The 23,206-nt window shown below is 70.9% G+C and carries 25 protein-coding genes; 9 read left to right on the top strand and 16 right to left on the bottom strand.

Annotation, left to right across the window (positions count from 1 at the left end; genetic code table 11):
• Positions 1-29: 29 nt before the first annotated feature.
• The 4 genes from ACWF7A_RS01270 to ACWF7A_RS01285 all read left to right on the top strand — a co-directional run bounded on the left by ACWF7A_RS01270 (position 30) and on the right by ACWF7A_RS01285 (position 3,940).
• Entirely contained in the window at positions 30-701 is a 672-nt protein-coding gene (locus tag ACWF7A_RS01270) for a response regulator (protein WP_452248376.1), read from the top strand.
• Entirely contained in the window at positions 698-2,107 is a 1,410-nt protein-coding gene (locus tag ACWF7A_RS01275) for a sensor histidine kinase (RefSeq protein ID WP_452248377.1), read from the top strand. Before ACWF7A_RS01270 ends, ACWF7A_RS01275 begins: the two co-directional genes overlap by 4 nt.
• A 150-nt stretch (positions 2,108-2,257) precedes the next feature.
• The gene (locus ACWF7A_RS01280) at positions 2,258-3,424 is read left to right on the top strand and encodes a hypothetical protein (protein WP_452248378.1); all 1,167 of its coding nucleotides are present in this window, start codon (positions 2,258-2,260) and stop codon (positions 3,422-3,424) included.
• 57 nt (positions 3,425-3,481) lie between these two features.
• Positions 3,482-3,940, top strand: a complete 459-nt coding sequence (locus ACWF7A_RS01285; RefSeq protein ID WP_452248379.1) for a DNA topology modulation protein FlaR — start codon at positions 3,482-3,484, stop codon at positions 3,938-3,940.
• Between the two features lie 40 nt (positions 3,941-3,980).
• Here ACWF7A_RS01285 and ACWF7A_RS01290 read toward each other — a convergent pair whose 3' ends face one another.
• The 8 genes from ACWF7A_RS01290 to ACWF7A_RS01325 form a co-directional block, all read right to left on the bottom strand.
• Entirely contained in the window at positions 3,981-5,651 is a 1,671-nt protein-coding gene (locus tag ACWF7A_RS01290) for a cellulose binding domain-containing protein (protein WP_452248380.1), read from the bottom strand.
• Complete coding sequence (locus tag ACWF7A_RS01295) at positions 5,651-7,978, bottom strand: cellulose binding domain-containing protein (protein WP_452248381.1); 2,328 nt, start codon at positions 7,976-7,978, stop codon at positions 5,651-5,653. Before ACWF7A_RS01295 ends, ACWF7A_RS01290 begins: the two co-directional genes overlap by 1 nt.
• A gap of 264 nt (positions 7,979-8,242) precedes the next feature.
• Positions 8,243-8,449, bottom strand: coding sequence for a TetR family transcriptional regulator C-terminal domain-containing protein (locus ACWF7A_RS01300; RefSeq protein WP_452248382.1), 207 nt, complete (start codon positions 8,447-8,449; stop codon positions 8,243-8,245).
• A 36-nt stretch (positions 8,450-8,485) separates the two neighbouring features.
• On the bottom strand, positions 8,486-8,620 hold the full coding sequence (locus ACWF7A_RS01305; RefSeq protein ID WP_452248383.1) for a hypothetical protein: 135 nt from the start codon (positions 8,618-8,620) through the stop codon (positions 8,486-8,488).
• Positions 8,621-8,648: 28 nt separating this feature from the next.
• Positions 8,649-10,031, bottom strand: a complete 1,383-nt coding sequence (locus ACWF7A_RS01310) for a flavin monoamine oxidase family protein (protein WP_452248384.1) — start codon at positions 10,029-10,031, stop codon at positions 8,649-8,651.
• Positions 10,032-10,091: 60 nt separating this feature from the next.
• Entirely contained in the window at positions 10,092-10,946 is an 855-nt protein-coding gene (locus ACWF7A_RS01315) for a hypothetical protein (protein WP_452248385.1), read from the bottom strand.
• Positions 10,947-10,950: 4 nt separating this feature from the next.
• Entirely contained in the window at positions 10,951-11,343 is a 393-nt protein-coding gene (locus ACWF7A_RS01320; RefSeq protein ID WP_452248386.1) for a hypothetical protein, read from the bottom strand.
• Between the two features lie 92 nt (positions 11,344-11,435).
• Positions 11,436-12,320, bottom strand: a complete 885-nt coding sequence (locus ACWF7A_RS01325) for a DMT family transporter (RefSeq protein WP_452248387.1) — start codon at positions 12,318-12,320, stop codon at positions 11,436-11,438.
• 97 nt (positions 12,321-12,417) lie between these two features.
• Between ACWF7A_RS01325 and ACWF7A_RS01330 the strand changes: the two genes are divergently transcribed.
• A complete protein-coding gene (locus ACWF7A_RS01330) occupies positions 12,418-12,972 on the top strand; it encodes a TetR/AcrR family transcriptional regulator (RefSeq protein ID WP_452248388.1) in 555 nt (184 codons plus the stop codon).
• A 13-nt stretch (positions 12,973-12,985) separates the two neighbouring features.
• A complete protein-coding gene (locus ACWF7A_RS01335; protein WP_452248389.1) occupies positions 12,986-13,747 on the top strand; it encodes an NYN domain-containing protein in 762 nt (253 codons plus the stop codon).
• A 34-nt stretch (positions 13,748-13,781) separates the two neighbouring features.
• Here ACWF7A_RS01335 and ACWF7A_RS01340 read toward each other — a convergent pair whose 3' ends face one another.
• The 8 genes from ACWF7A_RS01340 to ACWF7A_RS01375 form a co-directional block, all read right to left on the bottom strand.
• Positions 13,782-14,690, bottom strand: coding sequence for a hypothetical protein (locus ACWF7A_RS01340; protein WP_452248390.1), 909 nt, complete (start codon positions 14,688-14,690; stop codon positions 13,782-13,784).
• Between the two features lie 25 nt (positions 14,691-14,715).
• Positions 14,716-15,738 carry an LLM class flavin-dependent oxidoreductase gene (locus tag ACWF7A_RS01345; protein ID WP_452248391.1) on the bottom strand — a complete coding sequence of 341 codons (1,023 nt, stop codon included), beginning with the start codon at positions 15,736-15,738 and terminating at the stop codon, positions 14,716-14,718.
• A gap of 104 nt (positions 15,739-15,842) precedes the next feature.
• Entirely contained in the window at positions 15,843-17,141 is a 1,299-nt protein-coding gene (gene paaK, locus ACWF7A_RS01350; RefSeq protein ID WP_452248392.1) for a phenylacetate--CoA ligase PaaK, read from the bottom strand.
• A gap of 22 nt (positions 17,142-17,163) precedes the next feature.
• Positions 17,164-17,940: an HD domain-containing protein gene (locus ACWF7A_RS01355; RefSeq protein ID WP_452248393.1), complete on the bottom strand. Its 777-nt coding sequence runs from the start codon at positions 17,938-17,940 to the stop codon at positions 17,164-17,166.
• 16 nt (positions 17,941-17,956) lie between these two features.
• On the bottom strand, positions 17,957-19,123 hold the full coding sequence (locus ACWF7A_RS01360) for a PrsW family intramembrane metalloprotease (protein ID WP_452248394.1): 1,167 nt from the start codon (positions 19,121-19,123) through the stop codon (positions 17,957-17,959).
• Positions 19,120-19,749 (bottom strand): hypothetical protein, encoded by a 630-nt coding sequence (locus ACWF7A_RS01365; RefSeq protein WP_452248395.1) that lies wholly within the window; start codon positions 19,747-19,749, stop codon positions 19,120-19,122. The genes ACWF7A_RS01360 and ACWF7A_RS01365 overlap by 4 nt, the downstream gene beginning before the upstream one ends.
• 76 nt (positions 19,750-19,825) lie before the next feature.
• Positions 19,826-20,914 (bottom strand): YeiH family protein, encoded by a 1,089-nt coding sequence (locus tag ACWF7A_RS01370; RefSeq protein WP_452248396.1) that lies wholly within the window; start codon positions 20,912-20,914, stop codon positions 19,826-19,828.
• Positions 20,914-21,045, bottom strand: coding sequence for a hypothetical protein (locus ACWF7A_RS01375; RefSeq protein WP_452248397.1), 132 nt, complete (start codon positions 21,043-21,045; stop codon positions 20,914-20,916). The genes ACWF7A_RS01370 and ACWF7A_RS01375 overlap by 1 nt, the downstream gene beginning before the upstream one ends.
• Positions 21,046-21,302: 257 nt before the next feature.
• Here ACWF7A_RS01375 and ACWF7A_RS01380 point away from each other — a divergent pair, with 257 nt between their 5' ends.
• Genes ACWF7A_RS01380 through ACWF7A_RS01390 form a run of 3 tightly spaced genes read left to right on the top strand, consistent with a single transcriptional unit; the run spans position 21,303 to position 23,186 of the window.
• On the top strand, positions 21,303-22,262 hold the full coding sequence (locus tag ACWF7A_RS01380; RefSeq protein WP_452248398.1) for a threonine ammonia-lyase: 960 nt from the start codon (positions 21,303-21,305) through the stop codon (positions 22,260-22,262).
• A gap of 4 nt (positions 22,263-22,266) precedes the next feature.
• On the top strand, positions 22,267-22,953 hold the full coding sequence (locus ACWF7A_RS01385; RefSeq protein WP_452248399.1) for an ankyrin repeat domain-containing protein: 687 nt from the start codon (positions 22,267-22,269) through the stop codon (positions 22,951-22,953).
• A complete protein-coding gene (locus ACWF7A_RS01390) occupies positions 22,935-23,186 on the top strand; it encodes a DUF2795 domain-containing protein (protein WP_452248400.1) in 252 nt (83 codons plus the stop codon). The genes ACWF7A_RS01385 and ACWF7A_RS01390 overlap by 19 nt, the downstream gene beginning before the upstream one ends.
• Positions 23,187-23,206: the final 20 nt, after the last annotated feature.

Raw genomic sequence — 23,206 nt, forward strand, 5'->3', positions numbered from 1 at the left:
GATCATGATCGATGCGGCAGGCTGCTCCCATGCGCGTGCTCGTGGTGGAAGACGACCCCCGCCTCGCCGACCTGCTCACCCGCGGCCTCACCGCCGAGGGGTTCGCGGTCGACGTGGAGCGCACCGGCACGGACGGGCTGTGGCGGGCGCGCGAGCACCCGTACGACGTGATCGTCCTCGACATCATGCTGCCGGGCCTCAACGGCTACCGCGTCTGCCAGGAGCTCCGCGACGCGGGCGTGTGGACGCCGATCCTCATGCTCACCGCGAAGGACGGCGAGTTCGACGAGGCGGAGGGCCTCGACACCGGCGCGGACGACTACCTGACCAAGCCGTTCTCCTACGTGGTGCTGGTGGCCCGGCTCCGGGCGCTGGGCCGGCGGTCGCGCACCGCCCAGCCGGTGCTGCTGCGGGCGGGCGACCTGGTGCTCGACCCGGTCAGCCGCGAGTGCCACCGCGGCACCACGCGGATCGACCTGAAGGCGAAGGAGTTCTCAGTGCTGAACTTCCTGCTGCGGCACGTGGGCGAGGTCGTCACCAAGACGGAGATCATCGACGGCGTGTGGGACGCGGCCCAGGACCCCGACCCGAACCTCGTCGAGGTCTACATCAGCGCGCTGCGCCGCAAGATCGACACCCCGTTCGACCGGCGCAGCATCACGACCGTGCGCGGCGTCGGCTACCGGCTGGCGGACCGGTGAAGTCCCTCCAGTTCAGGGTGACCGCGCTGGCCACGGTGTTCTCCGGCGTGCTGATCGGCCTCGCCGGGATGCTGATGCTGGTGTCACAGCGGCAGGAGATCGCCCTCCAGACCGCGGACAACTCGCGCGTGCACTACATGTGCTCCACCCAGAGCTGCGTCGAGCTGCTCCGCCACGCGCCGATGGGCACGCCGGCCATGTCGGTCCGGTACGCGAGCAACGAGGTGCGGCCCGTCCTGTCGCTGTGGCCGTTCGCCGACGTCACCCGGACCCGTTTCGAGCAGTCCGGCGACGGGCCCCAGCGCCTCGACGACGCGGCGCGCTCGATCGCCTCCGAGGCACAACGGCAGCTGAACCGCGCCTCGCTGTCGTTGCTGGGCGTGCTCGTCTCGATCACCGCGCTGGTGTCGGTCACGGTGCTGGCCGCGACCAGCCGGGTGCTGCGGCCGGTGGAGGCGATGCGCACCGAGCTCGCCGAGATCAACGAGCACAACCTCACCCGCCGGGTCCCGGTCCCGTCGTCCGACAACGAGATCGCCCGCCTGGGCGCCACGCTGAACGAGACGCTCGACCGCGTGCACCGCAGCGTCGAGGACACCCGCAGGTTCGTCGCGGACGCGTCGCACGAGCTGCGCAGCCCGCTGGCGGCACTTCGCGCCGAGCTGGAGATCGCCCTGTCCCATCCCGGCATGGCGGACTGGCCCACCGTCGTCAAGGCGGCACTGGAAGACGCCGAACGCCTGCAGGAACTCACCACGGACCTGTTGCTGCTGGCCAGACTCGACGCCGACGCACTGGACAAACAGGACACCATCGACCTCACCGCGGTGGTCCGGCGCGAGGTCGCCCGCCGCGCCATGGTCACCCTGGAAGCCGACGACGAGGTGCTCGTCCCAGGCCGCCGCGCCCAACTCTCCCGACTGCTCGGCAACCTCCTCGACAACGCCGAACGGCACGCGGGCACCGAGGTGATCGTGCGCCTGCGAGGAGGCACCAGCGCGACCCTGGAGGTCATCGACGACGGCCCCGGCATCCCCGAGGCGGACCGCGAGCGCGTCTTCGACCGGTTCACCCGCCTCGACGAGGCGCGCACCCGCGCCGCGGGAGGCGCCGGCCTCGGCCTGGCGATCGCCCGCCGGATCGCGACCCGGCACCAGGGCACGTTGGAGGCGACGGACGCGGAGGGGTTCCGCGGCATCCGGTTCGTGGCGACGATCCCGACCGGGATCCCGCAGCCCCGGCAGGCCACCGCGGTGGCGCAGCAGCGCGTGGGTGACGAGGTGTGGCAGTTCCTGAACGGCTCGATCGTGCCCGCGCACGGGCACATTCCCGAGCCCCGGCCGGTGGTGGAGCAGGAGCTGGACTGGGGGGTGATCTTCGGCGAGCACCAGCCGGTGCACGCGTAGCCCGGAAGTACAACGCAGAGAACGCGAAGTCGTTTTGTGCCACCGTACTTCCGACACCGCTCTTCGCTGCGCAGCGATCAGTAGCTGCCATAGGCCAGACGGGCGTACGGCATACCGAAAGCATCAGCCAGCGGGGCATACTCCAGGGCCGTGCCTGAGCAACCGGAAGCCGAGACCGAGACGACTGCAGCGTTCGCCGAACTGCGACGGAACCTCGACTACGCGCGTGACCTGGTCCGCGGTGGACGCCACCTCGAGCGCCTCCAGGTCGGAGCGTTCGACGTGGCAGACCTCTATCGAGCGGCCTGGGTTCAGGCGGTGTCCGCACTGGATCACTGGGTGCACCGCGAGCTCTACGACCGGGCATCGGCGTTCGCGTCGTCTTTCTCAGCGAATCGGCCGGCGAAGTTCTTGCGGATCGAAGTGCCGATGAGCCTGCTCGAGGCAGTGCTGCACGGCACCGCGGTGATGGAGGACGTCTTCCGAACCCATCTGCGAGCGCAGTACGGGTATCTCTCGTTCCAGAATCCCGACAAGATCAAGTACGCCTTTTCGTTCGTCAGCGACGTGTCCCTGTGGCCCGGTGTGGCGGCGCAGCTCGGCCCAGGCCACACACCCAAGTCCGTCCAGGACCAGTTGAACGCCATCGTCAAGCGGCGCAACCGAATCGCGCACGAGACAGATCGAGACCACGAGGCCGGCGGCGTCCGGACACCGATCGCGGACAAGGAGGTGACCGACACCATCGACTGGCTGGAAACGATGGCCGGGGCGATCTTCGCGGTCATCGGCCCGCCTCCGTCCTTCACGGCACCCACCGCCGCGAACGAGGAAGCGAAGCAGAAAACGAAGGCGAGGTGGAGCAGGCAGGACGTGAACGACGCCATCGAGGCGACCAGCTCCACCCCGGCTCGTGTCGCGGCCGAGAAGTTGCTCGGTCACGCCGATGCCAACAACGCGCTTTTCAAAGGCGGTGTCAGTACCGAACCTGCGGCAGGTCTGTACTACTGGTTGCAGGGCAAACGCCGGTCGCTGTGGTCCCTGTACGTGACGGCGGAACGTCCCGTGATCACGGTGAACCTCAACTCCATCTGGTCCAAAGACCCGCATCTGGCACACCTCATGGTCGCCAAACTGCGCACGCAGCCAACGCTGGATGCCGCTCTCTTGTACGACGATGACGTTGTCGTGCAGAAATATCCCGCGATCGAACTCGCGGCGCTGGGTGAGTCGGACTCGACGATCGCGACGGTGCTCGACGTTCTCGATCTCGCCATCGCTCATCAGACCAAGCACGAGGCGATCGACATGGCGTGATGTCGACAGCCAGTGGGCGATCGAAGCCCCGGAAGCCCCTCTGGCACGATCACGGTCATGAAACGCGTCGTCATCCTCGGCCGTGGCGGCGCAGGGAAGTCCACCCTCGCGACCGCCCTCGGCACCGCGACCGGACTCCCGGTCATCGAGCTCGACCAGCACTTCTGGAGCCCGGACCTGGAGCCGACCCCTCACGACCTCTGGGCCATCGTCCAGGGTGAGCTCGCCACCGGCGACCGGTGGATCATGGACGGTGACCTGGGGCCCCACGACGTGCTCGAGGTCCGGCTCGCCCGGGCCGACACGGTGCTGCTGCTCGACTACTCCTTCCCGCGCTGCGCCTGGCGGGCGTTGCTGCGGTCGCGGGAGAAGGCGGAGTTCTGGCGCTGGGTGTGGTCGTGGCGGCGGAAGTCGCGGCCTGGCCTGCTCGACGCGGTCGCGGCGCACGCCGGGGACGCGAGCCTGCACGTGTTCCGGGGGCCGCGGGCCACGAAACGGTTCCTGGCTCGGGCCTGAACGTGCCCGGCGTCCACAGAGGACGCCGGGCACGTGGGTGTCACGGGGTGACGGGTGCGTTGGTCAGGCCCTTCACCGCCCCTGTCACGGTGTTCGAGGCGTGGACGACGTTCGGCATCGCCGCGCACTTCGACACCGAGCTGACGTTGATGGCGTACTGGCCGACGCCGCCGAGGTCCGAACGGTTGTTGCGCCAGGTGTTGCCGCAGCCGTTGGGCAACGCGGGGGTGGTGCTGGTGTTGTGCGTCTCGTAGCCGTTGGCGAAGGTGCCGGGGCTGCGGAACGTGCCGGTGTTGTCCTCGATCACGTAGCCGATGCCCTTGACGTCGACCCACGAGTCGGCCGAGTTCTGGCCCGTGATGCCCTGGCCGTCGAACGTGTTGCCGCGGATGACGCCGTCGTAGGTGCCCTCCTTGACGTCGATGGCCTCGGCGGCGACGTTCGGGCCGATCTTGTTGCCCAGGACCTGGACGCGGTCGCTGCGGTCGATGCCGCCGGTGTTGCCGTGGCAGGCCCAGTTGGAGTTGGCGGAACCGAGGTAGACGCCTTCGCCGTAGCCGGGCTGGACGAGGCCGGTGTCGGTGATGGTGGAGTTGCGGATGATGCCGTCGGCCGAGGAGCGGCGGAAGTGGACCGCTTCTTCGTCGAGGTGGTGCACCGAGACCGCGTCGATGGTGGTGTGGTGGGAGTTGTCGAGGACGATTCCCTTCTTCGACTCCTGCACGGTGAAGCCGGTGAGGTTCCAGTACGGGGAACCGAAGAGCCACAGGCCGTAGCCGGAGTCCCAGCCCGCGGTGGGCGCGGGGCAGGACGGGGCCTCGCCGCTGGGGCCGTCGTTGATGATCACGGCGTCGCGCGGGCCGCTCAGGGTGATGCGCTGGGACGCGGTGCCGGCGCGGCCGTTGGCGACGAACGAGCCTCGGTAGGTTCCTGCTGCCATCTTGATCGTCTGGCCCGGGGTGGCCGCGGCCAGTGCGGACTGGAGCTGTGCCGTGGTGGCGACCTCGACGGTGCTGCCGCCGCCGCTGTCCGGGCTCGTGGTCGCGCTCACGGCGGCCGAGGCCGCCGACGTGTTGCCCGCCGCGTCCTTGGCGCGCACGGAGAACGCGTACGCGGTGGCCGGGGACAGGCCACTGACGGTGGCCGAGGTACCGGTCGTGGTGGTGCTGACCGTGTTGCCCAGCAACACTTCGTAGCCCGTGACGCCGACGTTGTCGGTTGACGCGGTCCACGCCAGCGACACCGAGCTCGACGTCACGCCCGTGGAGCGCAGGCCTGCCGGCACGGTGGGGGCCTGTGTGTCGGTGGGCGGGGTGGTGCCGCCACCGCACGAGACGCCGTTGATCGTGCAGTTCACCGGCAGGCTGCCGCCCGAGGCGTTGAAGCCGAACTTCGTGGACGCGCCCGGTTTGATCGCGCCGTTGAAGCCCGCGTTGGTGAACTTGTGGTGCTGGCCGGTCGAGGTGCGGACCGAGCTCCACGAGCTGGTGATCGTGGTGCCGGACGGCAGGTCGAACTCGACCGTCCACGACGTGCTCGCGGCGTCACCGGAGTTGGTGATCGTCACGTCCGCGCCGTAGCCGCCGTTCCACACGGATGTCTGCGTCACGGCCGCCTTCAGCACGGGTGCGGCGGCCTGTGCGGACGTGCCGTTCAGCAGGGCCGCGACGGTCGCGGCGACGCCGGCGAGCGCCAGTGCTCGGGTGCCCATCAGTTGCCTCCGCAGGGGTTGCCGTTCACGGTGCAGCCGGCCGGGAGGCCCGCGCCCGCGGCGTTGAAGCCGAACTTCGTGGTGGCGCCGGGTTTGATCGCGCCGTTGAAGCCCGCGTTCGTGAACTTGTAGTGCTGACCGGTGTTGGTGCGCACCGAGCTCCACGAGCTGCTGACCCTGGTGCCGGACGGCAGGTCGAACTCGACCGTCCAGGACGTCGTCGCGGTCGCACAGCCGTTGGTCAGGGTCACGTCGGCGCCGTAGCCGCCGCTCCACACCGAGGTCTGGGTGACCTTGGCGGTGAGGCAGGAGCCCGAGGGCGGCGTGGTGGTCGTGGTGGTGGTGGTGGTCGTCGTGCTCGTGGTGGTCGTGGTCGTGGTGGTCGTGGTCGTGGTGGTCGTGGTGCTGCTGGTCGGCGGGGTTCCGTTGACGGACTGGAGGAACAGCGACGCCGCGGAGTCGGTCCTGGTCGCGTCCACGCCGTGGCCGCCGGTGAAGTCGCGCTGCTCGTTCCGCGCCCAGTCGGTGATCGGCGTGCCGCCGATGTCGAGGTGCTGGTAGGCGGTGCCGCTCCAGCCGAACTGGTAGATCCGCGAGCGGTCGGCGTAGTAGTCGGTGAACGGGCCGCCGGTCGCGGTCTGCTTCGTCATGGTGTTGTTGAAGAAGACGTTCCGGGGACCGGACGCGCCGGACCACTTGACGGCCTTCTTGCCCGCGCCCCACCAGATCGGGAACCAGTTCGAGTCGTCCGGACCGCCGCCGCCCTCCTCACCGCAGTTCGCGCGGCAGTTGGCCGAGCGGTGCGCGTAGGGCACCCGGACGGTGTTGAGCTCGAAGAGGTTGTTGCGCTCCCAGCCGCCGTGCAGGTTCAGGTCGGAGTCGAAGTCGTTGCCCACCAACACGTTGCCGGAGGCCGACCACTGGAACGTGAAGTGCCGCAGGTTGCGCGAGGTGTTGCCGGCGTAGAGCGAGTCCCACACCCGCGAACCGCGGAAGTAACCGTTGCCGCCCTTGCCCTTGTTCCACGACCCGTCCAGCTCGTTGTTCACGATCTGCAGGTTCTTGGCCTCCTCGGTGACGATCGGGTGCGACCCGGTCATCTCCGCGCGGACGCCCTTCACCCACGAGTTCGCCGCCCACTTGAACACGATGCCGTGCATCTCGGCGGCCGGAGCCATGTTGCCGTAGTTGTTGACCGAGTCGGCCTGACTGAGGCCCGGCATCGCCTGCGTGAAGCCGAAGTCCTCGAACCCGACGCCGACGACCGGGTCCACCAGCGGGGACGCCTTGGAGTCGTAGGCGGCGCCCGCGATCGGCGCGGAACCGTCCGAAGTGGACGTCACCGGCACGTCGTACTCCAGCGGCTTGTCGAGCGTCACGGTCCTGTTCGCCGTGTCGACGGCCGCGATCGTGAAGATCTGCGCCCGCATGTGCATGTTCAGCATCGGGAACTCGGTGTCGGTGGCCTTCTGCTGCTCGTAGAACTTCACCGAGTTCGCCGCGCGGATGTTGATGAACGACCCGACGGTCATGTTCGCCATGGTCGCGTTGGTCGCGAGGTGGACCACGCGGTCGCCCTGCTTGGCGGAGTTCACCGCGTCACCCGGCTTGGCGCGCAGCTTCGCGCCGACCTTCCAGTGCACGTTCACCGTGCCCTCGAAGATGTCCTTGCGGTTCTCCGGCGCCGCCGCGTGGTCGCTCGCGTAGGCCGGGTCGACGCCGCGCGACTGCACGCGGAACAGGCCGCGGCCGGGCCACAGCCAGCCGCCCTTGCCCTGCCCGGACGTCATCCCGTCCTCGTCCCAGTCCGAACCGTCCGGCGTCAGGGCGTCGTAGAGGGTGTTCGCGTCCGGCCGGAAGGTGATCTTCGTGGCGTCCCGGCCGGCCCCGCGGACGATCAGGTAGTCCGCGTCGACGTGCAGCTCCCTCGACACCGCGAGCTCACCGGCGGGCAACGTGATCAGGCTGAGCCTGGTGTAGCTCGCCGACGGCGAACACGTCGTCCTGATCGAGTCGATGGCGGCCTGCAGGCCCGCCGAGTCGTCCTGCCCGTCGTCCGGCTTCACGGTGAACTGGCTCGCCAGTTCGGCCGCGGTGATCTGGCACGCCCCAGCGGGGTTGATGTCGCTAGCGCCGGGCAGGTTCTGGCCCCCGCGATAACCGGCCCTGCTCCAGTCGTACAACCCGCTGACCGGTGCCCGGCGATTTCCCGCCGAGGTGTCCAAGCCGGTGAGCGCGCCCGCGCCAGGGGCCGCACCGGCCGGTTCGGCCGCGTTCACTAGCACGGCGATGCCCGCCGCGGCGACTGCGCCCACGATGCCGAGCACTGCTGCTCGGCGTAGGCCTTGACTTCGGGACACGCATGCCTCCAGGAACTGTTCGGGCCGCGGGTTGTGGGGCGGCTCACACCGCGGAGTCGAATTGTGAATAACCCGCCAAGTCCCCGTCAACAATTATCTCGAATTCCGCAACAATGTTCGAGCATGTGAACATCAGGTACGTGAATTAGGAAACAGGCAACGTTTGCAAAACCCCATTGCACGCCTTTAAAAGCGCCTGAAATGGGAATTCACGCGAGAGGAGACGGCGCTTCAGACGGTGAGGACGAGCTCGGGCTCGAACGCCCGCGGCAGCAACGAACGCATGCGGTTCGGCCTCATACCGGTCGACGACGTGAGCATCTGGACGGCCGGCCCGTCGGTGATCGCGGTGAAGCGGTCGGCGAGTTCCTCGACGTCGGCACCGGCGCACAGGCCTTCCGCGCGACACTCGTGCAGCAGGGCCGACCACTCGTCCACGGTCAGCGGGAACTGGACGTCGATCAGTCTGCGGAGCTAGTCCCGCGCCGAGGTGGCCTCGCCGAACGCGCGTTCCGCCCGCACGCGGAACGTCTGGGGCTCGCGCTGGGACAGCGCGGCCGCCCGCAACGCCGTCCGCACGCGCGTGGCCGCCCCGTCCGCACCGGTCATCGCGACCAGTGTCGCAACGGCGACGGTGTCACGCCGGTGGTCCGGCGATCTCCAGCGCGGCCATCACCTCGTCGGCGGCGCGCTCCCCCGAGGTGATGGCGCCGTCGATGTGACCGTTCCAGACGGACGCGGTCTCGGCACCCGCCCAGTGCAGCCCACCGGTCGCGGCCCGCCAGCCGTGCTCGCCGTACTGCGTCCAGCCGCCGGGGTACACGAAGCACGCCTGCCCGCCGATGGTCCAGCCGTCCTCGGACCAGGCCGTCTCGGCGTAGTCGATCGGCATGCGCGCCCGCGGGCCGGCCACCTCGGCCAGCGCGGCGAGGACGTCGGCCCTGCGGACGTCGTCGGGCGCGGCGGCCCAGCGGTCGACGCGGTCGGCGTGCACGAACGCGACGAGCACGCCCCGGGACGCGTCCTGCGGCGAGTTGTCGAACACCACGCCCACCGGGCCGCGGCCGTGGAAGGTGGCGATGCCGGAGCGGTCCTTCCTGCGCCAGAACGGTTCCTCGTACACCGCGTGGACCTTCGCGATCCGCCCCATCGGCGTGTGCCCGGCCCAGCCGCGCCGCGCGGGTGGCAACGCGGGCTCGAACGCGATCCGTCCCAGCGCCGCCGGGGGCACGGTGACGATCACCCGGCGCGCCCGCACCACCGCATCCCCGGTCACCACCTCGACGCCGTCCTCGCCGTGCCGGACCGTCCGCACCGGGTCGCCGAGCCGCACGGTCAGCGACGCGGCCATCGCGAGCGCCGGCGCGTCCCCTCCGTCGGCGAACCGGGAGTCCCGCGCACCCCCGGAGATCTCCACCAGCGGGGCGTACCCGCCCGCCGAGGCGAGGGTGAACAGCACGTGGAAGAACGAGATCTCCCGCGGCTCGCAGCACCACACGCCCTGCACGAAGAACGCCAGCCTGCGCTGCGCGTCCTCGTCCCCGGTCTGCGCGAGGAAGAACTCCTCGGCGGACATCTCGTCGAGCACCTCGAAGTTCGGTGTGCGCCACGGCTGTTCCCGGTCGACGGACGACGCGAGCTCGTCGAGCAGCGCGGTGACGCGCCCGAACTCGGCGACGCCGGGACCGGACCCCGGCAGGTCACCGGAGTAGTCGGCGCGGGTGCCGTCGTGCCAGACCTCGACGTGCGCGCCGGTCCCCCGCACCGGGAACGTCGCGCAGCCGAACCGCGCCGCGAGCTCGTGGAACCGCTTCTGCGACGGGCCGATCCACTGTCCACCGTGGTCCACGCGCACCCCGGACGGCAGCACCTCGCTGACCACCCGGCCGCCCACGCGGTCCGCGGCCTCCAGGACCTCGACACCGAGCCCGGCGGCCGTCAGGCGGGACGCGGCGGCCAGTCCCGCGTAGCCGGCACCGACGATCACGACGTCGGTGGAACGCTGCTCCAGTCCAGTCACGGCACACACGATGGGCAACGCCGACTCACCAGTCAAGACGCCCGGAGGAAGTGCGATCCGCTATCCGGGCAGCACCCGGTGGATCATCGGGATCAGCACCGACCGCGGCGGGTCCCAGACGTGCCGGTCCTCGAAACGCCACGCGTACGTCAGCGCGCCGTCGCGGACGCAGTCGAGCAGGCCGGGCGCCGACAGCTCGGCCGCCGACCACTCGTAGAGCCGCCGCAACCGCGGCACGATCATCCCGAAGTCCACGAGCCGCGCGAACCCGTGCTCCTGCGCCAGGTAGTGCGGAACGTCGTCGCGCAACGGGTACTCGTCCGGCAGCACGCGGGAGAGCTGCAGGAAGATCCCGGTCATGCCGAGCCTCGGGTCGCCGAGCAACGGCGCGAGCACGCGCAACCAGCTCAACGAGAGGCGAGGCGCGGCAACCAGCGCGTGCGTGTAGAGCACCCGGCACAGGATGACGTTCATGAAGAACCGCTCGGGCTCGTTCTCGGAGCCCGCCTGCTCGCGGTGCTCCAGGTAGGCGGCGACCACGCTCCCGTTGTGGGCGCGGTACCAGGCCTGGGCCGTGGGATCGCGCGCGAACGCGAGCCAGGCCGCGGCCGTGTGCGACGACGGCGACCCGCCGAGCCCTCCGCTCAGGCGCACCGCCTCGCAGCCGTCGCGGAGGATGCGCTCGTTCACCGCCCGCCACCACGGACTGCCGGGACGCGCGCCGGCCGCCGGCCTCAGCACGCCCCGCCGCAGCTGCCAGCGCATGAACGACCTCGCCGCCCGCCGGAACGGCAGGTGCCGGGGCGCCTGGCCGAACGGGCCGAGGTAGCAGCGTTCCATCAACGCGAGGCGCCCGGCGGGGTCGTCGCGCACCGCCGCCACCTGCTGCTCGGCCCAGGCCGCGGCGTCCGCCACCGGGCTAGAAGGCGTCGCCGCTCGTCAGCGCGTGCTCCATCACGTCCGCGCGGCCGACCAGCAACAGCAGCGGGCGTTCGAACTCCTCCCGCACGCTCAGGTCCTCCAGCGGCACCACGTGCTTGAGCAGCGCGAGACCGTCCACGACGGCCGCCCCGCCCACCTGGGACTCGCCCGCGAGCTCGAGGAAACGGCGCAGGTCGACGTCCGCGGCACGGCCGACCGGGGAGGAGATCTCCACCCACGCGGCACCGCCGAGGTCCGGCAGGTGGTGCACGGAGACCTGTTGCGTCCGCTCGCCCTCAGTGTCGAGCCTGAAGCGCAGCCAGTCGTCCGTCTCCTCCAGCACCTCGTACCGCAGCCGGACATAGTTGATCACTTCAACCCAGGACGTCACGCCCGGTTCCGCCTCTCTCACGCCTGTTCTTTCACCACCGTAATGCGGGAACAGGGCGTTCGTGTTGCTTTGGCGGATGTGTCGGAGGTCCGCTAAGCGAACTGGACGAGCAGCGACCCCACCACCAGCAGCGCGAGCCCGGTGGCCCGGACGGGCGTGAGCGGCCTGCGCGCCATCCGGAACAGTCCACAGTGGTCGATCACGGCCGACGCGACCTGCTGCCCGGTGACGGTGAGCGCGACCGTCGCCGCCGCGCCGATCTTCGGGATCAGCAGGAACGTCGCGGTCACGTAGGCGGCCGCACACCCGGCGCCGAGCCAGCCCCACCACGGCATGCCCTTCAGCGCGATCGGTTCGGGTGCGGGCGTGCGCTGGAACGCCAGCACCACCGAGATCGCCAGGGTCGCCACGACGAAGCTGACCAGCGCGACGGCGAGCGGCGCGTGCAGGCCGGCGCGGAGCTTCGCGTTGATCGCCCCCTGCACCGGCAGCGCCGCTCCCGCCACGAGGCCGAGCACGATCCAGCCGCTCGCCCGCACCGGCCGGGAGAGCACCGTCATGCCCGCTAGCACCGCCACCGCCCCGGCCACGATCCCCGCCGTGAGCGGCTTCTGCGGCACGCCGAGCAACCCGAACAGGTCCAGCGCGAGTGACGCGAACATCTGGCCGGTCACGAAGAGCCCGACGGCGGCGAGGGCGCCGAGCCTCGGGAACAGCAGGATGCCGCTGGTGATGTAGAGCGGACTGGCCAGGCCGCCGGCGAGGTGCCACGGCTCGACGTCCGGTATCCGCGCGACCGCCCCGATCGTGCCGGTCGCCACCGCGAGCAGTGCCAGCACCGCGGCCGCGAGCCCGAGTTGCAGCGTGGACGCCCTGTACGGCGTGCCGACCGCCCTGGTCAGCTGCAGGTTGGCCGACGCCTGCACGGCGAGCAGGCACCCGGCCAGCAGCGCCGACCCCAGAAGCACGAAGTGCACGACAACCCCCAATAAGTGGACACTGTGTCCGCTAAATCAGGCTAGACACGAACTGGACGCACTGTCCACTTGTTTGGTGATCGAGTACGATCCGCCCATGGCGAAGGAACGCGCCGACGCCGCGCGCAACCGGGCGCGAGTCCTGGCCGCCGCCGAGGAGCTGTTCGCGGCCAAGGACGCCCGCCAGGTCACGATGGACGAGATCGCCCGTGCCGCCGGCGTCGGCCGCGCCACCCTCTACCGCCGCTACCCCGACCCGTCCTCCGTCGCCGCGGCCCTGCTCGACGAGCACGAACGCGTCCTGCAACAGCAGCTGATGGGCGGTCCCCCACCTCTCGGACCAGGGGCTCCCCCGGCCGAACGGCTCGCGGCCTTCTACACGGCCATGGCGGGCCTGCTCGAACGACACCTGCACCTGGTGCTCGGAGCGGAGACCGGCGATGCCCGGTTCGCCACGGGCGCCTACGGTTTCTGGCGGGCCCACGTGCTGACGCTGCTGCGCGCCGCGGCGGTACCGGACCCGGACGGACTGGCCGAGGTCCTGCTCGCACCGCTGGCCCCCGAGATCTACCAGGAACAACGGCGGCGCGGCCTGTCCCCGCACCAGATCACGGCCTCGCTGACGTGGCTCAGCCGGCTGCTGCACACCTGAAAGGCGACCGACCTTGGCCACTGGCAACGAAAGTGCCGTCAAACTCGCGGTGCTGATCGACGCGGACAACGCCCAGCCCTCGATCACCGAGGCGCTGCTGGCCGAGATCGCGAAGTACGGCACCGCCCACGTCAAGCGCGCCTACGGCGACTGGACCGGCACCAACCTCAAGGGCTGGAAGGACCACCTGCTGGCCCAGTCGATCCAGCCGATCCAGCAGTTCGCGTACACGACGGGCAAGAACGCGACCGATGCGGCGATGGTCATCGACGCGATGGACCTGCTCTACTCCGACCGCTTCGACGGCTTCTGCATCGTCTCGAGCGACTCCGACTTCACCCGCCTCGCCGCCCGGCTGCGCGAGTCCGGCCTCACCGTCTACGGCTTCGGCGAGCGCAAGACGCCCAAGCCGTTCGTCGCGGCCTGCGACAAGTTCATCTACGTCGAGAACCTCGTCGACCCGGAGAGCGAAGCCCCGGCCGAAACCCCTCTGGCGCGCAAGCGGACGACCTCGGTCGCCCAGCTCAAGGGCGACACCGCCCTCGTCAACCTGCTGCGCAACGCAGTCGAGGCGGCCTCGGACGACGACGGCTGGGCCACCCTCGCCGCCGTCGGCAGCATCATCACCAAGCAGCGTCCCGAGTTCGACTCCCGCACGTACGGCTACTCGAAGCTCAGCGACCTGATCACCGCGACGACGTTGTTCGAGGTCGACCGCCGCACTCCGGGCGAGGGCAAGCAGTCGTCGATCTACGTCCGGGACCGCCGCCGCTGATTTCTTTCGGTCAACACTGAAGCAATAGAGGCAACTAGCGCAGCAGGTCGGTGAGCCCCGGCCGGAACCGCTCCAGCGAGGCCGCGGTCTCCACCGGCGTGGCGCCCTCGAGCGAAGGGCGGGCGACGAGCACCGCGCACCGGTGGCCGGCGGCGACGCCGAGCCGGGCGGTGCTCCCGCCGGTCACCTCGCCCGCCGCCGACGCGATCGCCGCCGCGTCCCCGGCGGTGGCGGCCTCGGCCAGGAACACCAGGGCGAAGTGGACAGTCCGGCCGTCCGCAGCGGGTTCCGGTTCGGCCTGCACGCTCGCGACCGGCCCCAGCGACCGGAGCAGCTCCTCGTGCTCCTCGCCGAGCCACACCGCGGGCAGCTCGGTTCCGACGGTGACCTCGGCGTGCGGATACCCCTCGGCCTCCAGCAGCGCGGCGGCGCGCAGCGCCCGCCCCGCCAGGTCGGACTCCGGCGGGTAGTCCTCGCCGTCGTCCTGGAGCAGCACGACCCCGTCGGGCGTGGTGACCTCGCGCAACCCCCAGTCGCCGGGGAGGTCGACCTCCCCGGCGGCCAGGTCGAGCAGGATCTCGGCGACCGCGGGGTCGGCGCCCGCGGCGGACAGCTCCGCACCGGCCCGTTGCGCGGCGTGGACCACGAGCGCGGCCGCCTCCGCGAGATCGCGCTCGTCCACCCGTTCCCCGTCGATCGCCGCGAGGGACTCCACCGCCGCGACCAGCGCCGCCGGGTCACCGGTGCGCAGCGTCGCCAGCGCGATCCGGCGGGCGAAGGTGATCAGGGTGTGCTGGTCGGAGTCGCTCAGGTCCGCCCGCAGCCGCGCCCGCTCGTCGCCGTCCAGAACGGACTGGAGGGCGACGAAACCGGCGACCTCCACGTCCTGCGGCGCGTCCACCCACCGCCACAACCGTTGTGCCTGCCGCGAGTAGACGTCCATGGCGACGACAGTAGTTCCCGGTGCGTCAGCGCCAGCCGAGTCCCGGTGCCACGTGCGTCAGGATGTTCTCCAGGACGTGCACGTTGAAGTCGACGCCGAGCTGGTTCGGCACCGTCAGCAGCACCGTGTCCGCCTCCGCGATCGCCTCGTCCTCCGCGAGCTGCTCGACCAGCACGTCGGGCTCGGCCGCGTAGGACCGGCCGAAGATCGCCTGCTTCGGTCCGTCGATGAACCCGATCGAGTCCTTGCTGGTGCCGTCGCCGCCGAAGTACATGCGGTCGAGGTCGGTGGTGAGCGCGAAGATGCTGCGCGACACCGAGACCCGCGGCTCGTGCTTCCAGCCGGCCTCGGTCCAGGCCTTGCGGAACGCCCTGATCTGGTCGGCCTGCTGGACGTGGAACGGCGCGCCGCCCTCGTCGAACTTCAGCGTCGAGCTCATCAGGTTCATGCCCAGCTTCGCCGCCCACTCGGCGGTGCCGTTGGTGGCCGCGCCCCACCAGATCCGGTCGCGCAGACCGGGCGAGTGCGGCTCGATGCGCAGCAGGCCGGGCGGGTTCGGGAACATCGGGCGCGGGTGCGGCTCCGCGAAGCCACCGCCCTCGATGACCTTGAGGAACAGCTCCGAGTGCATCCGGGCCATGTCGGCCTCGGTCTGCCCCTCGGAGGGGCCGTAGCCGAAGTGCCGCCAGCCGTCGATGACCTGCTCGGGCGATCCCCGGGAGATGCCGAGCTGCAGCCTGCCGCCGGCGATGAGGTCGGCGGCGCCCGCGTCCTCGGCCATGTACATCGGGTTCTCGTAGCGCATGTCGATCACGCCGGTGCCGATCTCGATGCGGTCGGTCTTCGCGCCGATCGCCGAGAGCAGCGGGAACGGCGACGCGAGCTGCCGGGCGAAGTGGTGCACGCGGAAGTACGCGCCGTCCGCTCCCAGCTCCTCGGCCGCCACGGCGAGGTCGATCGACTGCAGCAACGTGTCGGCCGCCGACCTCGTCTGCGAGTGCGGGCTGTCCGTCCAGTGCCCGAACGACAGAAAACCGATCTTCTTCATGCCGTCCAAGATAGTTCAAGTTTCAAGTAAATGCTCGTGACTCGTGCGTCCTGGGCCTGTGACGAAGTCTGCTTCGACGAGTCGCGCCCGAGGTGGCTCCTGGGTCAGCGCTTCGGCCGGCGGTCCACGATCCGCTTCATCTTGCCGACGGACCGCTCGATCCCGCCGGGCGCGACGACGTCCACCGCCACCGTGACGCCGATCGAGTTCTTCACCAGCCGTTTGAGGTCCTCCCCCGCCTCGCCGGCCGAGGCGTCCTCGCGGTGCTCCACCAGCACGGTCAGGTCGTCGAGGTTGCCCGTGCGGTTCAGCACGCACTGGAAGTGCGGAGACAGCGCGGGAACCTTGAGGATCAGCTCCTCGATCTGGGTCGGGAACAGGTTCACGCCACGCAGGATGATCATGTCGTCGGTGCGGCCGGTGATCTTCTCGATCCGCCGCATCGACCGCGCGGTGCCCGGCAGCAGGCGGGTCAGGTCGCGGGTGCGGTAGCGCAGGACCGGCATCGCCTGCTTGGTGAGCGAGGTGAAGACGAGCTCGCCCTCCTCGCCGTCGGGCAGCACCTCGCCGGTGACCGGGTCGATGATCTCCGGGTAGAAGTGGTCCTCCCAGACGTGCAGGCCGTCCTTGGTCTCCACGCACTCGCTCGCGACGCCGGGCCCGATCACCTCGGACAGGCCGTAGATGTCCACCGCGTGCATGTCCAGGCGGCGCTCCATCTCGGCGCGCATGTCGTTCGTCCACGGCTCGGCGCCGAAGATGCCGACCTTCAACGACGTCGAGCGCGGGTCGACGCCCTGCCGTTCCATCTCGTCGATGATCGAGAGCATGTAGGACGGCGTGACCATGATGACGTCCGGCTCGAAGTCGCGGATCAGCTGCACCTGGCGTTCGGTCATGCCGCCGGACACCGGGACCACCGTGCAGCCCAGCAGCTCCGCGCCCGCGTGGGCGCCCAGCCCGCCGGTGAACAGGCCGTAGCCGTACGCGTTGTGCAGGACGTGGCCACGGCGCCCGCCGGCCGCGCGGATGCTGCGGGCCACGACGGTCGCCCATGTGTCCAGGTCGGCCTTCGTGTAGCCGACGACGGTCGGCTTGCCGGTCGTGCCCGACGAGGCGTGCACGCGGGAGACCTCCTCGCGCGGCACGGCGAACATGCCGAACGGGTAGTTGTCCCGCAGGTCCGCTTTGGACGTGAAGGGCAGCTTCGCCAGGTCCTCCAGCGACCTCACGTCGTCGGGGTGCACGCCGTGCGCGTCGAGGGACGCGCGGTAGTGCGGCACGTTCTCGTACGCGTGGCGGACCGACCAGCGCAGCCGATCGAGCTGCAACGCCCGCAGTTCGTCGGTCGAGACGGTCTCGACGGGCTCCAGGTCGCCCGGCCGCGGGCTCAGGTCCAGCATTCCGCCACGGTAGACGACCGGATCAGGCGGCGCGGCGGAGCAGCCGGTGCGTGCGACGGACCGCGGCGAGGCGTTCGTCGCCGTTGATCGCGAGCGCGCGGACCACCGGGTCGTCGGGGCCGCGGCGCTGCCGGATCTCGGCGAGCCTGCCCTGCACCGTCGTGGGCTGGCCGTCCGGGCCGGTGCTCATGTCGCAGTACCAGAGGGCGTCCCGCAGGCGTCCGCGCTGGTCGGTGAACTCCTCCAGGCCCTCGGCGAGCCCGACCAGGCCGGCGACCGCGGCGGCTCCCGAGTGGTGGGCGACCAGACCGCAGATCCGGTCCGCGACGCCCGCCCGGCGCAGGTAACGCGCGCCGTCGAGCGAGTGCAGACCGGTGTCCTCGAGCTCGGTGGCGTAGCCGATGTCGTGCACCCAGGCGGCGGCCACGAGCAGCTCGCGTTCTTCTTCGGGCAGGACCCGTGCGACGCGTTCAGCGCGACGCGCGACACCGGCCGTGTGCGCCCAACGGCGTGGGAGCTCGGCTGCCAGCAGACGACGGGCGGTGTTGCGCGCCCAGCTCGACAGGAACGTGCCCTCGGTCGGCTCGACGGGGAACGCTCGCGCCGACGCCCGCACCTCGCGGGCCACGAACAGCGGCACGTAGTCCTGCAGTCGCGCTGTCCCGAACCGCGCCCGCGCGCGTTCGATCCACTCGTGCACGAGGCTCGGCGGCACGTCGCCGTACTCCCGCACCAGCTGGGACTCCAGGCGACGGATCTTCTCGTCGGCCCGGCTCACAACCTCCGCCGTGGTCGTCACCCGACCACCGTAAGCGCTAGCGAACGGGCTCGGCCACCACGCCTCGCAGGCGAAGCAGTTCGGCTCGGGCGTGAGCGACCTCGCCCGTGTCGCTCCCCCGGGCCAGCGCGAGCTCGCGCGCCAGGTCGCTCGCCGCGTCCAGCAGGTGCCGCGCTCTGCTCCGGCCGCGCACGAGCTTCCGGAACGCCTTGCGGTCCTTGCGCAGGCCGCTGACGGCATCGAGCAGCGCGGGATCGACCACACCCGCGTCCGCCTCCGGCTGCAGCAGCTGACGGATCCAGATCCGCTCTTGCCTGGCCGCGTGCCGCAGGACGTAGAACAACGTGACCAGCTCGACCACCGCGATCACGAACGGCAGCAGGACGGCGAGAGCGCCGATGCCGCCGCTCAGGCCGCCCATGTCGTCCCACGCGAAGTGGAACACCATGGCGGCCAGCATGGTCAGGACGCCCCGCGGCACGTCGCGCTCGCCGGGCGTGCGGCCGAGGACCCACATCAGGCCGGCGCAGAAGATCGCGCTGAACAACGCGTGCGACACGATGCCCGCGGCACCGCGGGCCAGGAAGACCTGGAACGACGTCGTCAGCTGGTCCGTTCCGAAGGTCTGCGCCGCGCCGTTGTAGACGTACAGCACGTCCTCGAAGACCTGGAAGCCCAGGCCGAGGAACGCACCGATGATGAACCCGTCGTAGGCGCTGCGCACCACCCTCGGGGCGAGGCCGATCAGCAGGACCAGGCCGAGCGCCTTGGAGAACTCCTCGGTGACCGGCGCGGTGAGCCCGGCGGCCCAGTCGGCGGCGAACGCCGTGCCGCCCACCTTCGTCCAGATCTCCAGCAGCGCGGTGTTGGCGGGCAGGGCGATCCAGAACGGCGCGGCGAGGCCGCCCCAGGCGAACGCGGCCGCGAGGAGGGTGCCGGGCTGCGCGGTGTAGCGGTTCTGGTGGCGCAGGAGCAGCAGCCACGGCACCAGGTAGAGGGCGAACAGCAGCACGCCGCCGGTCAGCGCCGGGCCGTAGAAGTGGACACCGGGTCCGAAGTAGCGCAGGACGGCCAGCACGCCGCCGCCCACGCCCAGCAGGTACACCCAGAACGCCAGGTTGCGGGGCTGCACCAGGCGGAACGGCCGGCCCCAGCCCGACTGCTCGATCGCCGCGAGCTGCATGGTCTTCGCGTCGGTCGTCATCGGGCCGCTCCCGGGGTGATGCTGCGCAGGAAGGTCCCGACGGTGTCCTTCAGCCGTTCGAACTGTCCCGGCGCCGTGCGGACCCTGACCAGCAACGCCGGTGCGCTCGCGGCGTCCGCGGACGTGCTCGCCATCTTGAACGCGACGTCGAGCCCGTCCCCGTTCGGCGAGGTGCTGGCCTGCGCGACGCCGACCAGGCCGGCCTCGGTCGTCACCGTGCCGCGCGACCCGTCGACGCCCGGCGCGTCGCCCTCGGAGCGGCGCACCTGGTCGAGGAACGCGTCCGCGGTGCCGGTGAACGCCGTGCCGCGCAGGGAGATCGCCGCGCCGCCGGTCGTGAGCTGGGCCTGCAGGCTCGCCGGCGACACCGGTCCGGTGCCGGTCAGCATGCCGGCCTCCAGCTGCCAGCCCGCGGGCGGCACGGCGGTCGCGCCGTCCCCGAGGTCGAGGACGGCACCGGCGGGGATCTCGTTGTGCCACGGGACGAGCGCGTTCACCGCGGGCAGCCCGGCGAGGAGCAGCAGCGCGACGGCGAGGACGCCGAGAGCGGGCGCGAAGGTGCGCCGGTCGAGTCCGAGGAACCGGTGCTCGACCGGCACCCATCCCGGTGGTGCGGTGTCCGTCATCCGTCGTCCCTCCTCGAGCGGCCCGCACCACTTGACCACGATCGGCGGGATCCGGCAGGGCGAGCCGGGACAGGGCCTACCCGTTGAAGTTCGCGAACAGCACGCTCGCCAGCCCGAGGCCCACCAGGAGGTTGAACACCGTGGCACTGGCGAACACCCCGATCGGCTTCCACCCCGCCTCCCGCAGCGGCGCGACCCGGAACTCCAGTCCGATCGAGACGAACGCCAGGATCAGGAACAGCGTGCGCAGGTCGTTGACGGTCGTGATCGCGGACTTGTCGCCGCCGGACTCCAGGAACACCGTCGCCACGATCGACGCCGCCAGGAACCCGAGCACGAACTTGGGGAAGCGCTCCCACAACGCGCGTCCGCTGACCTTCGCCTCGCCGGTCCGCTCCACCTTGAAAGCGAAGTAGGCCGTCAGCGCGACCGCGACGACGCCGAGCAACGCGTTCTGCGTCGTCTTCACGATGGTGGCGATCTGCAGCGCCTCCTCACCGACCAGGGCACCGGCCGCGCTCACCGCCGCGGTCGTGTCGATGTTGCCGCCGATCCACGCGCCCGCCACCGTCGGCGACAGTCCCAGCGCGTCCACGGCCAGTGGCAGCAGGAAGATGGAGGGCAGCGCGAAGATGATGACGAGGCTCGCCGTGTACGCCAGCTGTTCCCGCCTCGCCTGCACGGCACCGGCCGCCGCGATCGCCGCGCTCACCCCGCAGATCGACACCGCGGACGACAGCAGCGCCCGCAGCTTCTGGTCGATGCCGAGCTTGCCACCCAGCCACCACGTGAAGCCGAACACCAGTGTGATCAGCAGGAACGCCTGCGCGATCGCCGGCCCGGCCGCCTTGACGATGACCGCGAAGTTGATCGACGCGCCCAGCAGCACCAGACCGGTCTTGATGAAGAACTCCGTGCGGAACCCCGCGGCGAGCCGGTCGCGGAACCCGACCCCGGTCAGCACCGCGTTTCCCAGCAGCCCCAACAGGATCGCGTAGACCGGGTACTCGACGCTCTTCGCGATGCCGCCGAGCCAGGTGCCCTTGGTGAACACCGGCACGTACTGCTCCAGGTACCGCGTCAGCGCGCCCAGCACCACGACGACCGCGACACCTCCGACCGCCCAGAGGACCTGGGACCGTTGCTGTGTCTCGACTTCCGCCATCACGGCACCAGCCAGCCGGGCAGGAGCCCCGCCAGCACCAGGACCAGCAGCACCAGTCCCGCGACCGTCGCCGCCCAGTCCTCGTTCAGCGCGAGCCTGCGCTCGCGGCCGACACCTTCCTCCGCGCTCATCGCCACCCCTCCGTTCGTCCGGTGGCGGTCATGGTCGGAGCGGGAGGTGAGCAACGGCAAGGGCTCCCGCGATGTGGAACGGCCTGTGACCGCCCCACTAGTGTGAGCGCGACGCTGCACGGCGACGCCGGTCCTGCCCGAGTTCCCCGTGCCGTTGGCAGACCCCGTCGTGTTGCAGGGCGAGTGGTTCGAACCGGCGGTGCGGCGCCCCTATGCGCAGCGCCTGCGACCGCGGCACGCGGCATAGGCTGTCCGGCATGGCGGAGCTGCTGAGCATCGACGACGTCCGGGCCGCGGCCGAGGTGCTCGACGGACGGGTGCTGCGCACGCCGACGGTGCCGTCGCCGGGACTGTCCACGCTGCTGGGCGTTCCGACGACGGTGAAGCTGGAACTGTTGCAGCGCAGCGGTTCGTTCAAGACGCGCGGCGCGGTCGCGAAGATCCTCTCGTTGTCCGGCGAGGCTCGGGCGGCGGGTGTGGTCGGCGTCAGCGGCGGCAACCACGGCATCGCGCTGGCCGCCGCCGCGCACGAGCTCGGCGTGGCCGCGACCGTCGTCATGCCCTCGACGGCACCGGCCCGGTCGGTCGAGCTCGCGCGGGCCTCCGGTGCGGACGTGCGGCTCACCGACGGGCTGGCGGCGGCGTTCGCGCTGCTGCACGAGCTGGTCGAGGCGGGCGCGACGCTCGTGCACCCCTATGACGACCCGACCGTCGTCGCCGCGCAGGGCACGGTGGGCCTGGAGTTCGCGACCGACGCGCCGGACGTCACCGACGTGCTGGTGAGCGTCGGCGGCGGAGGGTTCATCTCGGGTGTGGCGACGGCGTTCCGCGCGCTCGTGCCCGGTGTGCGGGTGTGGGGAGTCGAGACGGAGGGGGCCGACGCCATGCGTCGCGCGCTCGACGCCGGTGGCCCGGTGGAGATAGCGCCCACGTCGATCGTCTCGACGTTGTCGGCGCCGCACGTGTCGCAGCTGACGTACGACCACACCGTCGCGCTCGTCGAGGACGTGCTGGTGGTGTCCGACGCGGACGCCGTGCGGGGCGTGGTCACCCTGGCCGAGACGCAGAAGGTGTGGGCCGAACCCGCCGCCGGGTGCCTGGTCCCGGCGGCGCGGACGGTGCTGGAGCGGGTCGGGCCGGACGCTCGGCTGGGCCTCGTGCTGTGCGGCGGCAACGTCACGTTCGCCGACGTCGCCCGCTGGTCCGAGGGGAGCTAGAGCGATGAGGCACGACGAACCGCTCGCGCTGGCGGTGACCGCCGCACTCCACGACGGCGACGTCACCACGTTGCGGCGCCTGCTGACCGAGAACGCCGGACTGGCCGGCGCACGGCTCGTCGACGAGCACGGCAATGGGCGAACCCTGCTGCACGTGCTGACCGACTGGCCTGCCCGCTGTCCCGGAAGCGCACAGTCCGTGGCGGTGCTGGTCGAAGCAGGCGCCGACGTCAACGCACGGTTCCAGGGTTCGCACGGCGAGACACCACTGCACTGGGCAGCGAGCGCCGACGACGTCGAGGCGATCGACGCGCTACTGGACGCGGGCGCGGACATCGACGCCGACGGAGCGGTCGTCGGTGGCGGTACTCCCCTGGCCGACGCACGGGCCTTCGCGCAGTGGCGGGCGGCCCACCGACTCGTGGAACGCGGCGCGGCGGTCACGCTGACCGACGCCGCGACCCTCGGGCTGACCGACCGGCTCGACGCTCTTCTCGCCGATGCCACACCGGAGGACGTGAACGCCGCGTTCTGGGGCGCGTGCCACGGCGGGCAGCGGGAGTGTGCGGAGACGCTGCTGGCGCTGGGTGCCGATGTGGACTGGCTGCCGCCCTGGGAACCGGTCACGCCGCTGGAAGCCGCCGTGCGCAACGGTTTCGAGGACGTCGCGGCGTGGCTGCGCGGTCGCTGAGACGGTTTCCGCTGCTCACCGTTGGGTACCTGGCGACCATGGAGATCACCGCGAAGGACGAGGAGACCGAACTCCTGCTGGTGCTGGACGAACTGTCCTATCCGGCCGACAAGGTGCGCATCGTGAGCTGCACCGAGGTGCACGCCCTGGACGTCGACGTCCGCCGTCGGCTGCACCGCCTCCCCGACCGCCGGTACGCCTCCGCCTCGGACGTGGTCGACGCGCTGCCGTGAACCGCCCGGCGGGCGACGAG

It is taken from the genome of Lentzea sp. NPDC055074 (genome assembly GCF_053608005.1).